A 13078-nucleotide genomic window follows, 5' to 3' on the forward strand; every position below is an offset into this window, starting at 1 on the left:
AGCCCGCCGCGCCCGCGCGGCGCGAGCCGGTCCGGCGCGTGGCGCCGCCCGCGCGGGTGCCGGTGCTCGCGGCCAGCGCAGCCGGCGCGGGTGGCGCTGGCGGCGACGACTGGAGCGCGTTCTGACCCATGCCGGCGCGACCGCAGCCGTTTTCCTTTTCGGGGACGCCTGCGTGATGCGATGATGCGGGTCTCGCGCCGCATCGACCGCATCGTCGCGTCATCATCGCTCTCAATTCTTGCCCAGCTTCCTTATCGACATGAGTGCTAGCCTTCTGCTGCTCGCTGCTCTCTTTGGCCTCGCGGTCGGGCTGGGCATACGTGCAGCCAAGCCGGACCGGGAGCTGGCACGCGGTCCCGCCAGGTCGCTGCATTGGGCGTTCCTGCTGTTGTCGCCGGCCTCGGTCGGCCTGCCGCTGTGGGTCGTGGTGGCCTCGGGCAGCCTGCGCTTCTCGCACGGCGTGGTGCAGACCACCACCGCACTGGCCGCGACGGTGGCGGTGGCGCTGGCCATTCCCTGGCTGCGCCGCCACCTGCCGCCGCTGCGCGGCGGCGTGCTGCTGGCCGCGCTGGCGGGCGCCGGCGTGGTGGTGGCCGCGGGCGCCCGCCTGAGCACGCTGTGCGGCGGCGGCTCGCGCCTGTCGGCGCTGTGCGCCGATCCGCGCGGCACGGTGCAGCCGGCGTGGCTGGCCGTGGGCGCGCTGGCGGCGCTGTCGCTGGGCTTCTTCTGGCTGCGCCGCGCCAACCCGAGCGGCTGGCATCTCGCCACCGCCTCCGGCTACAGCGGCGGCGCCAGCGCCGGCATGCAGGACGAGCCGCCGGAGGAATTGCCGGCCGGCCCGGTGCCCGTCGCCAGCACCCTGCCGGTACGCCGGCGCGGCCGCATCCCGGGCCGCCTGACCGTGCGCACCGCCGCGCGCGGCCAGGGCACGGTCGGCGAGTACAGCGTGAGCACCGACCTGCCCGACCGCAGCGCCTTCGCGCGCTGGCTCGACCAGTCGATCGCGCAGGCGCGGCTGGCCGAGACCGGCTGCGCCGTGCTGCTGGTGCATATCGCCGACTTCCGCGAGGTCGACGAAGTCTTCGAGGTGCGGGCCGACGACATCCTGGCGCAGGATGCCGGCGCGCTGGCGCAGGCCGCGCTGGAGCCGCACGATTTCCTCGCCCGCCTGGCGCGCGACGAGTTCGCCGTGGGCGTGCCCGAGCTGGTGCACCAGAGCCGCGCCAACGAGCTCGGCTCGCGCCTGCTGGGCTCGCTGGCGGAGTTCGTGGCCGCGCGCGGCCTGCAGATGCAGATCGGCGTGAACATCGGCATCGCCATCTACCCGCGCGACGCCCAGACCTCCGAGGCGCTGATGCAGGCCGCGCGCGTGAGCCTGACCGAGGCGCGCGAAAGCGGCTCCAACCAGGTCCGCGTGTTCAACTCCGCGGCCGGCGAGCGCGCCCGGCGCATGCGCGTGATCCGGCGCGACCTCTGGCTGGCGATCCAGGACGACAGCCTCTCGCTGCAGTACCAGCCCAAGTTCGAGGTGCGCCAGCGCACCGTGGTGGGCGCCGAGGCGCTGTGCCGCTGGCGCCATCCCACGCTCGGCGTGGTCAACCCGGCCGAGTTCATCAGCGTGGCGGAGCAGTCCGGGCAGATCGACAAACTCGACGACTGGGTCATCGCCACGGTCTGCCGGCAGATCCGGCAATGGCAGGACGCCGGCATCCCGACCGTGCCGGTGGCCATCAACGTCTCCGGCCTGCGCTTCGCCAGCCGCGACTTCCCGCAATACCTGCTCGAGCAGATCCACCAGCACGACATCCCGCCGTCGGCCGTGACGCTGGAGATCACCGAGACCGCGGCGATGAAGGACATCGCGCAGTCGCTCGAGACGCTGGTCGAGCTGCAGGCGCTCGGCATCCACGTGGCGCTCGACGATTTCGGCAGCGGCTACTCCAGCCTCGGCTACCTCAAGCGGCTGCGCGTGGGCACCCTGAAGATCGACCGCACGCTGATCGGCGGGCTCGACGTGGACGCGCAGGGCCGCGCCATCGTCGGCTCGATGGTGGCGCTGGCGCACGAACTGCGCATGCGCGTGGTGGCAGAAGGGGTGGAATCGAACTCGCAGATGGACATCCTCGCCGCGATGGGCTGCGACGAGGTGCAGGGCTACCTGCTGTCGCTGCCGCTCGATGCCGGCGCCTTCGCGGAGCTGATGTCGGCGGCCTGAACGCCGCGCCGGCCTGCCGGCCGCGCGCTCAGCGCCGCGGCGTGAACGGCTCCGGCAGCGCGCCGCCCGGCGGGAACAGGGCCAGCAGGCGGGTGAAGCGCCCGCTCTCGGGCACCAGCAGGGCGAAGCGGGTCTCGCAATGGTGGCCCGTGACCGCGCCCAGGCGCCGCAGCTGCTGGCTGCACGCCACCAGCGAGGGCAGCCCGCGCGGCAGGTAGATGCTGGCCAGCAGCGCCTCGGGCTCGATGCGCGTGCGCCCGTGGAAGCGCGCCAGCTGCAGCAGCAGTTCGTCCGCCATGCAGGACTCGGCGCCGGTGTCCAGGTGCAGCGCCAGGCCGACCGCGTCGCGGCTCGCCACCGCGTGCACGTCCTGCCACGACAGCGGCATGGGGCCGTCTTCCAGCACCGGCGCGAACAGCACCGAGGCCAGCAGCTGCAAGGTGCGCGGCAGCGCCTCGGCGGTGGTGGGCACGACCGGGCCGCAGCCGGCCGCGGCGGCGGCGGTGCCGTCCACCAGCACGGTCAGCACCAGCCGCTCGGGATGGCGCAGCGAGCGCAGGCGCTGCGCCAGCGTGGCGCCGATCTGGCGCTCGGCGATGACGATCTGCGCGTCGGCCGGCTGGCGCGGGCGCCGCGACAGCCATTGCAGCCGCCCGCCGAAATCGGGCAGCGGCGCCAGCAGGGCATCCGGCGCGCCCTGCACGAACACCGTGAGCTTGTCGGGGCGGCGCGTTTCCGGTACCTCGCGCTGGTGCCACGGGGGGCCTGGCAAATTCGACATGGTGAGGTTCCGATCAAGCCGCGGCGCCCATTTTGTGGGCGCCGCGGGCCTTTGCCTGGCACGGCAAGCGCGGGGTGCATCCTGCAGCAGGCGTCGTAGTATGCCCACCCGCGGCGGCCTGCTGCACCCCATGCAGGTAGGGTAAGCGGATTTCCGGCGATCGGTTATCGGGCACTCGCTGTCGGCGGCAGGCGGACGGCGCGCGGGCGGCATGCCGGGGGTATGCGGGGGGCATGCAGGGCGGCACGCCGGGGCAATTCGCCGCCGCCGCGCACAATCGCGCGCGCCAGCCCGCATTCGGCCTACGGATTTCGCCGCGGCTGCCGATATGCCCCGCAGGGGCGCCTTTCGCACCGGCCTTGCCGGCGGCGCGGCGCCAGTCTCTGCCTCGTCGCCGGCGCATGCCACAACGCGCAGGGCGTCCGCCGGGCGCATGCCGCCCAGGGCAGGAACGAACCCCGGTCCACCACGCCAGATCGCCGCGTCCGTGGACTCACCATCGTGCTGTCAACGGAGCCGCCATGTCTTTGCCTCACATCCTCGTCGTCGACGATTCCCCCTCCTTGCGCCGCATGATCGGCGCCTGCCTGCGCACCGGCGGCTACGCCGTGTCCGAGGCCGCCGACGGCGGCGAGGCGCTGGCAATGGCGCAGGCGGCGTCCTTCGGCATGCTCGTGACCGACCAGGTCATGCCCGGCACCGACGGCCTGACCCTGATCCGCACGCTGCGGGCCACCGGCGCCTATGCCGCCATCCCCATGCTGATGCTGACCACCGAGGCCGACGGCCAGGTGCGCGAGCAGGCGCGCGTGGCCGGCGCATCGGGCTTCCTGGCCAAGCCGTTCGACCCCGACCAGCTCATGGAGGCCGTGGGCGCGCTGCTGGACCCTACGAAGGTGGGGTAAATGCTTTGTCATTGTTACCCTTCAGCCACGCCCGCGGCTGCCGTTAAGCACTAAACGACATTCGTGCCCCGGCGCACCGGGTCTCGGCTGGCTGCCCGCCCGCGGGCTGGCCGGCCCGGGCTTTGGCGACGCCCCGGGGCCGGAGCCGGCATGCGGAGCCAGACAATGAAAAGCGCGAACAAGACGACAGAAGGGACGGGCGAGGAATTCCTCGCCTTCAGGCTGGGCGGCGAGGAGTACGGCATCGACATCCTCAAGGTGCAGGAGATCCGTGGCTACGAGAACGTCACGCAGATCGCCAACGCGCCCGATTACCTCAAGGGGGTGATCAACCTGCGCGGCCTGATCGTGCCCATCATCGACCTGCGCATCAAGTTCCGCCAGGCCAAGATCGCCTACGACCAGTACACGGTGGTGATCATCGTCGAGCTGCACCAGCAGACCACCGGCATCGTGGTCGACGGCGTGTCCGACGTGCTGACGCTGGGCGCGGGCCAGGTCCGCCAGGCTCCGCAGCTTTCCGGCGAAACCGAATACATACGCGGCATCGGCTCGGTCGAGGACCGCATGCTGATCCTGGTCGACATCGAGAAACTGCTGGACACCGAGGAGCTCGCGGCACTCGAAGCCGCCGTCGCCGCCTGAGCGGCACCTTGTTCCGCCGCCAGCCCGATCCACGCAGTTTCTCCAGTCATGCGAAATAACCAGCCCGTTACCAACCGGGAGTTCAAGCTCTCCCCGGACGACTACCTCATCTCCCGCACGGACCTGAAGGGACGCATCACGTTCGCCAACCGCGCCTTCATCGAGACCAGCGGGTTCGCGGCCGAGGAACTGCTCGGCGCCGCGCACAACCTGGTGCGCCACCCGGACATGCCGGCCGCGGCCTTCGCCGACCTGTGGCAGACCATCCAGGCCGGCCACTCGTGGGTGGGCATCGTCAAGAACCGCCGCAAGAACGGCGATTTCTACTGGGTCAGCGCCACCGTCACGCCGACCGTGGCGGACGGCCAGCTGGTGGGCTACACCTCGGTGCGCGCGATGCCGCCGCGCGAGCAGGTCGAGGCGGCCGAGGCCGCCTATGCGCGCCTGCGCGAGGACCAGGGCCGCCGCCTGGCCGTGCGCAACGGCGCGGTGGTGCGCCGCGGGCTGTTGGGGCTGTTCGGGCGGCTGCGCAAGGTCACGATCCGGCGCCGCATCGTGCTGTCGCAGGCGGCGGGGCTGGTGTGGTTCCTGGCCGCGCTGGCGGCGTTCGAGCTGCTGGCCGGCGACGGCGCGGGCGCGCTGCGGCCGTGGCTGTGGGGCGGCTTCGCGCTGGCGGTGGTGTCGTCGTTCGTGGCCGGCTCGCTGTTGCTGGCGCGGGTGAACAAGCCGGTGCGCGACATGCTGGACTTCGCCCTGCGCCTGGGCGCGGGCGATCTCACCACCCACCTGGACTATCGCGCGTCCGACGAAATGGGCGCGCTGTCCCGCGCCATGCGCACCATGCAGCGCAGCCTGTTGTCGGTGGTCGGCGAGATCCAGGAAGGCATGTCGAGCATTTCCTCCGCCACGCGCCAGGTGGCCGCGGGCAACAGCGACCTGTCGCAGCGCACCGAGCAGCAGGCGGCGTCGCTGGAGGAAACCGCGTCGAGCATGGAAGAACTGACCAGCACGGTGCGCCAGAACGCGGACAACGCGCGCCAGGCCACCGGGCTGGCCGCCAACGCCTCGGAAACCGCGGTGAAGGGCGGCGAAGCGGTCGGCCGCGTGGTGCAGACGATGGACGAGATCACCGAGGCGTCGAAGAAGATCGTCGACATCATCGGCGTGATCGAAGGCATTGCCTTCCAGACCAACATCCTGGCGCTCAACGCGGCGGTGGAAGCGGCGCGCGCCGGCGAGCAGGGCCGCGGCTTCGCGGTGGTGGCCGGCGAGGTGCGCGGCCTGGCCCAGCGCAGCGCCAACGCCGCCAAGGAAATCAAGGGTTTGATCGGCGACTCGGTGGCGCGCGTGGAACATGGTTCGGCGCTGGTCGACCAGGCCGGCAAGACCATGAACGAGATCGTGCAGGCGGTCGAGCGCGTGACCGGCATCATGAGCGAGATCAGCGCGGCCTCGGCCGAGCAGAGCTCGGGCATCGAGCAGGTCAACGAGGCGGTGGCCCAGATGGACGAGGTGACGCAGCAGAACGCGGCACTGGTGGAGCAGGCCGCAGCCGCGGCCGGCTCGCTGGAAGATCAGGCCAAGCGCCTGCGCGATGCGGTGGCCACGTTCCGCGTGAGCCTGCGTCCCGAGCCGCGCCCCGTGCGGGCGGCGCGCGGCACGGGGCAGGGCGAGCCGCGGCTGATGGCTGGCTGACGGCCGCTCGCGCGGCGCGGGGCGGGCGGGTCATGGCGAGCCCGCCGGCAAGCAGTGCGGGGATGTACGGGATTCGAGGGATGCAAGGGATGCAAGGGATTTGAGGGATGCAAGGGATGTACCCGGCAGGTCGAGGCCGGCGCGGGGCGGCAGCCCGGCGCCGGCCAGCCTCCGGCTGAAGTGGTCGGTCTGAAAACATTGGTTCTGGAAAACAAGAAATAGCGCCGCCGTTCCGCGGTGGCCGGCATCCGCCGGCCAGGACAGGCAGGCATCTGGTCAAGTCATTCAGAGAAAAGAGGTAGTCTGCATGCAATGGTTCAATCAGCTACGCGTCACGACCAAGCTGGTCGCTGGCTTTCTGGTCGTGTCGCTCATCGGCGCGGTGATAGGGTTGCTTGGCGTCGTCAACATGGGGCGCATGGCCGACTGGACCGGCAAGATCTACCACGATGACCTGCAGTCGCTCAAGGGCGTGCAGGGCGCCAACATCGACCTGCTCTATTCCAGCCGCGCGCAGATCGCGCTGCTGTCCGCCTCGACGATGGGCGAGCGCGCCGCCGAGAAGGAACAGATCGAGAAAGCGCTGGCCGCGCTCGACGAGCGCATGAAGGGCGCGCGCGTCGCCTTCACGCAGCCCGAAGGCCAGGCCATGCTCAAGCAGTTCGACACCCTGCTGCCGGCCTACCGCCAGCGCATCGGCGCCTACGTGACGCTGGTGAACAAGCAGCCGCTCGACACCTCGCAGTTCGAAAGCCAGGTGTTCACGGAAAGCGCCGACCTGATCAAGGACAGCCGCGCGCTCGAGGACGTGATGGCCAACATGGTCAAGCGCCGCGACGAGCGCGCGCTGGCCAACATGGAAGAAGCGCGCGGCGTCTACCAGACCTCGCGCCTGTGGATGCTGGGCATGGTGCTGGGCGCGCTGGCGCTTTCGGTGGCGCTGGGCGCCTTCCTGGCCCGCACGCTGTCGCGCCAGCTCGGCGGCGAGCCCGGTTATGCGGCGGCCATCGCCGCGCGCATCGCCGGCGGCGACTTCTCCGGCGAGGTCAAGCTGCGCGGCGGCGACAAGACCAGCCTGCTGCACGCCATGAAGCAGATGCAGCAGCAACTGTCGGCCACGCTGCGCGACTTCAAGGATTCGGCCGAATCGATCGCCTCGGCCTCGCGCGAGATCGCCGCGGGCAATAGCGACCTGTCGCAGCGCACCGAGCAGCAGGCGGCGTCGCTGGAGGAAACCGCGTCGAGCATGGAAGAGCTGACCAGCACGGTGCGCCAGAACGCGGACAACGCGCGCCAGGCCAGCGGGCTGGCCGCCAACGCTTCGGAGACCGCCGTGAAGGGCGGCGAAGTGGTCGGCCGCGTGGTGCAGACGATGGACGAGATCAACGATGCATCGAAGAAGATCGTCGACATCATCGGCGTGATCGAAGGCATTGCGTTCCAGACCAACATCTTGGCGCTCAATGCCGCGGTGGAAGCGGCGCGCGCCGGCGAGCAGGGCCGCGGCTTCGCGGTGGTGGCCGGCGAGGTGCGCAGCCTGGCGCAGCGCAGCGCCAACGCCGCCAAGGAAATCAAGGGCCTGATCGGCGACTCGGTGGCGCGCGTGGAAAACGGCTCGGCGCTGGTGGACCAGGCCGGCAAGACGATGGGCGAGATCGTGCAGGCGGTCAAGCGCGTGACCGACATCATGGGCGAGATCAGCGCGGCCTCGGCCGAGCAGAGCTCGGGCATCGAGCAGGTCAACAAGGCCGTGGCGCAGATGGACGAGGTCACGCAGCAGAACGCGGCGCTGGTCGAAGAGGCCGCCGCCGCGGCCGGCTCGCTGGAAGACCAGGCCTCGCGCCTGCAGGCTTCGGTGGCCAACTTCCGCCTGGCCGAGGCGCAGGCCGCCGCCAGCCGCGCGGAAGCGCCGCGCGCCAAGGCGCCGGCGGTGCTGCGCCGGGTCGAGCCGACCCGCCTGGCGGCGCCCGCCGCGGTTGCCGAGGAACTGGACGACGGCGACGCCGCGCACGCGGACCAGGACGCGCAGGAAGCCCCCGCGCCGGCGCCGGCACGCCCGGCGAGTCCCGCCCTGGCCGCGTCGGACAACGGCGACTGGAGCGCTTTCTGAGGCCATAACCCGAGGCACCGGCCTCGGGCGGCGACGCATGCCGGCGCGGCCGGCGGCGGCGCCGCGCGGCGCCCACGTCAGCACTGGACCCCATGACAACGGAAATCTCACTCGCGTTGCCCGACGAAGCCGCCGCCAAGCTGCGCGCCGAGTTCGACCATTTCGTCAAGCTCTCCGCCGGGCTCGACAGCGAATTCACGCCGCCGGATTTCGACGATTTCCTGCGTGCCCGCCTGCTTCACCACGACGGCCCGCTGACCGAGCGCGCCGTCACGCGCCTGCTTTCCGGCGGCGAATACGCCTGGGCCAAGCGCGTCTTCAACAAGCAGCTGCCCAACGCGATGGCCACGCTCATGCGCGACGCCCAGCGCTTCGGCTACGGCCTCGCGGTGCGCTACGAATGGACGCCCCAGGAGCGCCTGACGCGCGCGCGCGAGTGGTCGCGGCAGATCCTGGAGGATGCCGGCGCCGATCTCGCCTTCGTCGAGCCGCTGGCCTCGCAGCTGGCCAGCTCGGCGGTGGACATCCGCGTGCTGGAGGAGCAGATGCAGACGCCGGCGTGGCGCGTGGCGGAGAGCCTGCGCAGCCGCGTCTACGACGTCATGTACCGGGTGCAGACCGAACGCGGCGCGGGCGCCGCGCGCGCGCGCCTGGGCGAGCTGCGCGCGCTGCTGGCGCTCGCGCTGGAGTACGGCACCGTGAACGCGGAGGAGACCGCGCGCGTCATGGAGCAGGTCGAGCAGACCTGCCCGCACCTGTTCCGCGAGGAGCCCGACGACCTGTTCGCGCGCGTGGCGGCGTGGCTGCGCCGGGCGCTACTGCAATGAGTGCCGGGCGGTCAATAGAGGAATGCGACTACACCCCCCGCGGGCGCCACTTCGCCGTGGTTTCCGCCGGCTTCGGCACTGTCCGGGAGGTAACGCATCGTGCATTTTAGAGGCTTTCTTCTGTTACATATGGGTAACAGATTTGATGCAAATCACATGACAAATCGGTGACTTGTTACAAACTTCGCATCCCATGTATGTTTCGTGCGACATTTGATTGACCCAACGTTAGAGGGGATTGGCAGCCCGGTCCAATTGCCGATATAACTCTCACAGTCTTACTTACACTCTGTAACACTTGTAACGTTCGAGATAAGTCTGACCAAGCGCAGTTCCTTTGTCGTACGCAGTACCCGTCGCACACGCACACAAACGATCTGGTCGCCTTCAGCCCCGTGCTGCGGGTAAGCGCCGGACAAGCGGTCGACGGGTTTTTGGTAGCGGGGAAAAATTGGAAAGCAGTGAAGTTCTCCAGGAGATCAGGGAGGTCAATCTCGCCTATCTGCTGCTCGCGCAACGCCTGGTGCGCGAAAACCATCTGGAAGCCATGTTCCGGCTTGGCGTCAGCAAGGAAATTGCCGACATTCTCGCCAAGCTGACACCGGCCCAGCTCGTCAAGTTGGCAGCGTCCAACATGGTCTTGTGCCGCTTCCGGTTCGATGACCATGCGTTGCTGTCGACGCTCACCCACACGGCCAAGAGTCACGACATGCAGCAGATCCACGCTGCCATCCTGCTCGCGCGGCAACCCGTGGAGTCGCTCAATTGACCGCGCTCCTGCAAGCCCAGCCAGCCCGGAGCTTCACGGCCGCTCCCGTACCCAACCGCAAGAGCGTGCTGCAGGACGCCAACCAGACCCAGCTCGCCATCGAGCTGATCGGCCTGGGGGCGCGCCTGCAGGTGCTCGAAGCCGAGACCACGCTCTCGCGCGACCGGTTGATCCGCCTCTACAAGGAGCTGCGCGGCGCCTCGCCGCCCAAGGGCATGCTCCCGTTCTCGACCGACTGGTTCACCACCTGGTTGCCGAACATCCATTCCTCGCTGTTTTTCTCGGCTTACCAGTTCATGGTCCAGCAGGGCGAGACGGCCGGCATCCGCGCGGTGGTGGCCAGTTATCGCCTCTATCTCGAGCACGTATCGCTGCTCGGCAGCGAAATTGTCTTAAGTTTCACCCGTGCTTGGACGTTAGTACGGTTTTTCGAGAGCAACATGCTGCAGCTTTCCAGCTGCACCTGCTGCGGCGGCCAGTTCGTGACACACGCATACGAGCCGCATGCGAACTTCGTGTGCAGCCTGTGCCGACCACCGTCGCGCGCCGGCAAGGCGAAGAAGCTCTCGAAGGACGTCGCGCCCGTGCAAGCCGTCGCCTGACCCGGAGTCCCGGGCCCGACGACAGGTTGCGCGGCCGGTGAGCCCCAGGGCGGGGCGGGCGCGCTTGCGCCCATCCCGGCCGGGCGAGCCTTGTGCGTGCCTGGCGTGTTTTACTGACGGGGAATCGATCGTGCTAGTTGTAATTGGCTATGTTGTCGTGATGGCGGCGGTGCTTGGTGGATACGCCATGACCGGTGGCCATATGGGCGCGCTTTATCAACCGGCAGAGCTGGTCATCATCGCCGGTGCCGCAATCGGCGCGTTCATCAGTTCCAACAACGGCAAGGCCATCAAGGCCACCCTGCGCGCGCTGCCGACGCTGTTCCGCAGCAGCAAGTACAGCAAGGCGCTGTACATGGAAGTGATGGCGCTGCTGTACGTGCTGCTGTCCAAGGCCCGCCGCGAAGGCATCCTGTTCCTCGAGAAGGAAATCGCGGACCCCGCGGCCAGCAGCGTGTTCAGCCAGTATCCGCGCATCCTCGCCGACCCGGCCATGATGGAGTTCCTCACGGACTACCTGCGCATGATGGTCAACGGCAACATGAATGCCTTCGAGATCGAGGCCCTGATGGACCACGAGATCGAGACCTACCGCCACGAGGCCGAGGTGCCCGCCCACGCGCTGTCGCGCGTCGGCGACGGCCTGCCGGCCTTCGGCATCGTCGCCGCGGTGATGGGCGTGGTGCACGCGCTGGCCTCGGCGGACCTGCCGCCGGCGGAGCTCGGCGCGCTGATCGCCCACGCGATGGTCGGCACCTTCCTCGGCATCCTGCTGGCCTACGGCTTCGTCTCGCCGCTGGCCGCGCGCGTCGAGCACCAGGTGGCCGAGTCCCTCAAGATGTACGAGTGCATCAAGGTCACGCTGCTCGCCTCGCTCAACGGCTACGCCCCGCTGGTGGCCGTCGAGTTCGGCCGCAAGGTGCTGTACTCCAGCGAACGCCCCTCCTTCCTCGAGCTGGACGACCACGTCCGCGAGGTCAAGAGCATCACCTAAGCGGCAGGAGCTACAGCCATGAGCAACGCCCACGACATGCGTCCGATTGTCGTCCGCAAGTCGCGCCAACACGCGAAGCCGCACGGCAACCACAGCTGGAAGATTGCCTACGCCGACTTCATGACGGCGATGATGGCGCTGTTCCTGGTGCTGTGGCTGCTGCGCGCGTCGACGCCGAAGGACCTGGTGCAGATCGCGGAGTATTTCCGCACGCCGCTCAAGGTGGCGGTGGCGGGCGGCAACAAGAGCAGCCTGTCGTCGAGCGTGATTCCGGGCGGCGGCATGGACGTCACGCGCCAGGACGGCGACGTGCGCAAGAGCGCCGACGACGCCGCGCAGAAGGCCCGCGAGCGCCAGGAAGGCGAGCGCCTGCGCGCGCTCAAGAACCGGCTCGAGCAGATCATCGAGAACAATCCGGTGCTGCGCCAGTTCCGCCCGCAGCTGCTGCTGGACATCACCAGCGAGGGCCTGCGCATCCAGATCCTGGACACGCAGAACCGCCCGATGTTCCGCACCGGCAGCGCCGCGGTCGAGCCGTACATGCGCACCATCCTGCGCGAGATCGGCCCGGTGCTCAACGAGATGCCCAACAAGGTCAGCCTGTCGGGCCATACCGACGCGGCCAACTATTCCAACGGCGAGCGCACGTACAGCAACTGGGAGCTGTCGTCGGACCGCGCCAACGCGTCGCGGCGCGAGCTGGTCGCCGGCGGCATGAACGAAGGCAAGGTGCTGCGCGTGATCGGCCTGGCCGCGACCATGCCGCTAGACAAGAAGGACGAGCTGGCGCCGATCAACCGCCGCATCAGCATCGTGGTGCTGAACCAGCGCGCGCAGGCCCGCATCGAGGCCGAGAACGCCAGCGCCGCCGAGGTCACGGTGTCGGCCAAGGCGGGCGAAGTGGGCAAGGAAATGCAGGCGGAGCTGTCCGCCGCTTCCGCGCCCGCCGCGGCCTCGGCGCCCGCGGCCACCGCAGCGCCGGCCGCGCCCGCCACCGCACCAAGCAATCCCGCCGCGCCCCCGGCCCAGGCTCCAGCCAGCAGGAGCCGTGTTCAATGAAGTCCGCCCGCCATGCCGGCGGCGGCCTTCACCGCCAATTTCAGTGAGCCAGGACGGTTATGTCTGTCGATATCGATATCACACAGTTCTATCAGACCTTCTTCGAGGAAGCCGAGGAGCTCCTCGTGGAAATGGAGCAGCTGCTGCTCGGGCTGGATCTCGAATCCCCCGACGCGGAAGAGCTCAACGCCATCTTCCGCGCGGCCCACTCCATCAAGGGCGGTGCGGCCACCTTCGGCTTTGCGGCACTGACCGAAACCACGCACCTGCTGGAGAACCTGCTCGACCGCACGCGGCGGCGGGAGCTGACGTTGTCCCGCACCATCATCGACACTTTTCTGGAAACCAAGGACGTGTTGCAAGATCAGCTCAACGCCTACCGTAACGGTACCGAACCCGATCCGGAAACGCTGGCGCGTATCTGCGCCGTCCTGCAACAACTGGCGCTGGAGACCGCCGGCGGCGGCGCGCCCGCG

12 protein-coding genes are annotated in these 13078 nt (G+C 69.3%); 11 read left to right on the forward strand and 1 reads right to left on the reverse strand.

Annotation, left to right across the window (positions count from 1 at the left end; all coding sequences use genetic code 11):
* The first annotated feature begins 259 nt into the window (after window positions 1-259).
* On the forward strand, window positions 260-2215 hold the full coding sequence (locus K206_RS0134040) for a bifunctional diguanylate cyclase/phosphodiesterase (RefSeq protein WP_043367690.1): 1956 nt from the start codon (window positions 260-262) through the stop codon (window positions 2213-2215).
* A gap of 28 nt (window positions 2216-2243) precedes the next feature.
* Here the strand turns inward: K206_RS0134040 and K206_RS0134045 are convergent, their stop codons facing one another.
* On the reverse strand, window positions 2244-2996 hold the full coding sequence (locus K206_RS0134045; RefSeq protein ID WP_020424023.1) for a hypothetical protein: 753 nt from the start codon (window positions 2994-2996) through the stop codon (window positions 2244-2246).
* Window positions 2997-3517: 521 nt separating this feature from the next.
* Between K206_RS0134045 and K206_RS0134050 the strand changes: the two genes are divergently transcribed.
* The 10 genes from K206_RS0134050 to K206_RS40115 form a co-directional block, all read left to right on the forward strand.
* A complete protein-coding gene (locus tag K206_RS0134050; protein WP_029044404.1) occupies window positions 3518-3901 on the forward strand; it encodes a response regulator in 384 nt (127 codons plus the stop codon).
* 165 nt (window positions 3902-4066) lie between these two features.
* Window positions 4067-4546: a chemotaxis protein CheW gene (locus tag K206_RS0134055; protein WP_020206750.1), complete on the forward strand. Its 480-nt coding sequence runs from the start codon at window positions 4067-4069 to the stop codon at window positions 4544-4546.
* Between the two features lie 48 nt (window positions 4547-4594).
* Window positions 4595-6241, forward strand: coding sequence for a PAS domain-containing methyl-accepting chemotaxis protein (locus tag K206_RS0134060; RefSeq protein WP_020206751.1), 1647 nt, complete (start codon window positions 4595-4597; stop codon window positions 6239-6241).
* Window positions 6242-6548: 307 nt separating this feature from the next.
* Window positions 6549-8351, forward strand: coding sequence for a methyl-accepting chemotaxis protein (locus K206_RS0134065; protein ID WP_020206752.1), 1803 nt, complete (start codon window positions 6549-6551; stop codon window positions 8349-8351).
* A 92-nt stretch (window positions 8352-8443) separates the two neighbouring features.
* The gene (locus K206_RS0134070) at window positions 8444-9178 is read left to right on the forward strand and encodes a DUF4088 family protein (protein ID WP_029044405.1); all 735 of its coding nucleotides are present in this window, start codon (window positions 8444-8446) and stop codon (window positions 9176-9178) included.
* A gap of 451 nt (window positions 9179-9629) precedes the next feature.
* The gene (flhD, locus tag K206_RS0134075; protein WP_006162633.1) at window positions 9630-9947 is read left to right on the forward strand and encodes a flagellar transcriptional regulator FlhD; all 318 of its coding nucleotides are present in this window, start codon (window positions 9630-9632) and stop codon (window positions 9945-9947) included.
* Complete coding sequence (gene flhC / locus K206_RS0134080) at window positions 9944-10549, forward strand: flagellar transcriptional regulator FlhC (RefSeq protein ID WP_029044406.1); 606 nt, start codon at window positions 9944-9946, stop codon at window positions 10547-10549. Before flhD ends, flhC begins: the two co-directional genes overlap by 4 nt.
* Window positions 10550-10679: 130 nt before the next feature.
* Window positions 10680-11543, forward strand: a complete 864-nt coding sequence (gene motA, locus K206_RS0134085) for a flagellar motor stator protein MotA (protein ID WP_029044407.1) — start codon at window positions 10680-10682, stop codon at window positions 11541-11543.
* Window positions 11544-11561: 18 nt separating this feature from the next.
* The gene (gene motB / locus K206_RS0134090; protein ID WP_020206756.1) at window positions 11562-12602 is read left to right on the forward strand and encodes a flagellar motor protein MotB; all 1041 of its coding nucleotides are present in this window, start codon (window positions 11562-11564) and stop codon (window positions 12600-12602) included.
* A 59-nt stretch (window positions 12603-12661) separates the two neighbouring features.
* On the forward strand, window positions 12662-13078 hold a 417-nt coding region (locus K206_RS40115), incomplete at its 3' end, for an Hpt domain-containing protein (RefSeq protein ID WP_020206757.1).

This window comes from Cupriavidus sp. WS (genome assembly GCF_000395345.1).
Lineage (GTDB): Bacteria > Pseudomonadota > Gammaproteobacteria > Burkholderiales > Burkholderiaceae > Cupriavidus > Cupriavidus basilensis_B.

What these genes read in the sequence shown, in the direction of transcription:
- K206_RS0134045 (WP_020424023.1), bottom strand. Translation starts at nt 2,996, where the DNA reads ATGTCGAATTTGCCAGGCCCCCCGTGGCACCAGCGCGAGGTACCGGAA.
- K206_RS0134040 (WP_043367690.1), top strand. Translation starts at nt 260, where the DNA reads ATGAGTGCTAGCCTTCTGCTGCTCGCTGCTCTCTTTGGCCTCGCGGTC.
- K206_RS0134060 (WP_020206751.1), top strand. Translation starts at nt 4,595, where the DNA reads ATGCGAAATAACCAGCCCGTTACCAACCGGGAGTTCAAGCTCTCCCCG.
- motB (WP_020206756.1), top strand. Translation starts at nt 11,562, where the DNA reads ATGAGCAACGCCCACGACATGCGTCCGATTGTCGTCCGCAAGTCGCGC.
- K206_RS0134050 (WP_029044404.1), top strand. Translation starts at nt 3,518, where the DNA reads ATGTCTTTGCCTCACATCCTCGTCGTCGACGATTCCCCCTCCTTGCGC.
- K206_RS0134070 (WP_029044405.1), top strand. Translation starts at nt 8,444, where the DNA reads ATGACAACGGAAATCTCACTCGCGTTGCCCGACGAAGCCGCCGCCAAG.
- K206_RS0134055 (WP_020206750.1), top strand. Translation starts at nt 4,067, where the DNA reads ATGAAAAGCGCGAACAAGACGACAGAAGGGACGGGCGAGGAATTCCTC.
- K206_RS0134065 (WP_020206752.1), top strand. Translation starts at nt 6,549, where the DNA reads ATGCAATGGTTCAATCAGCTACGCGTCACGACCAAGCTGGTCGCTGGC.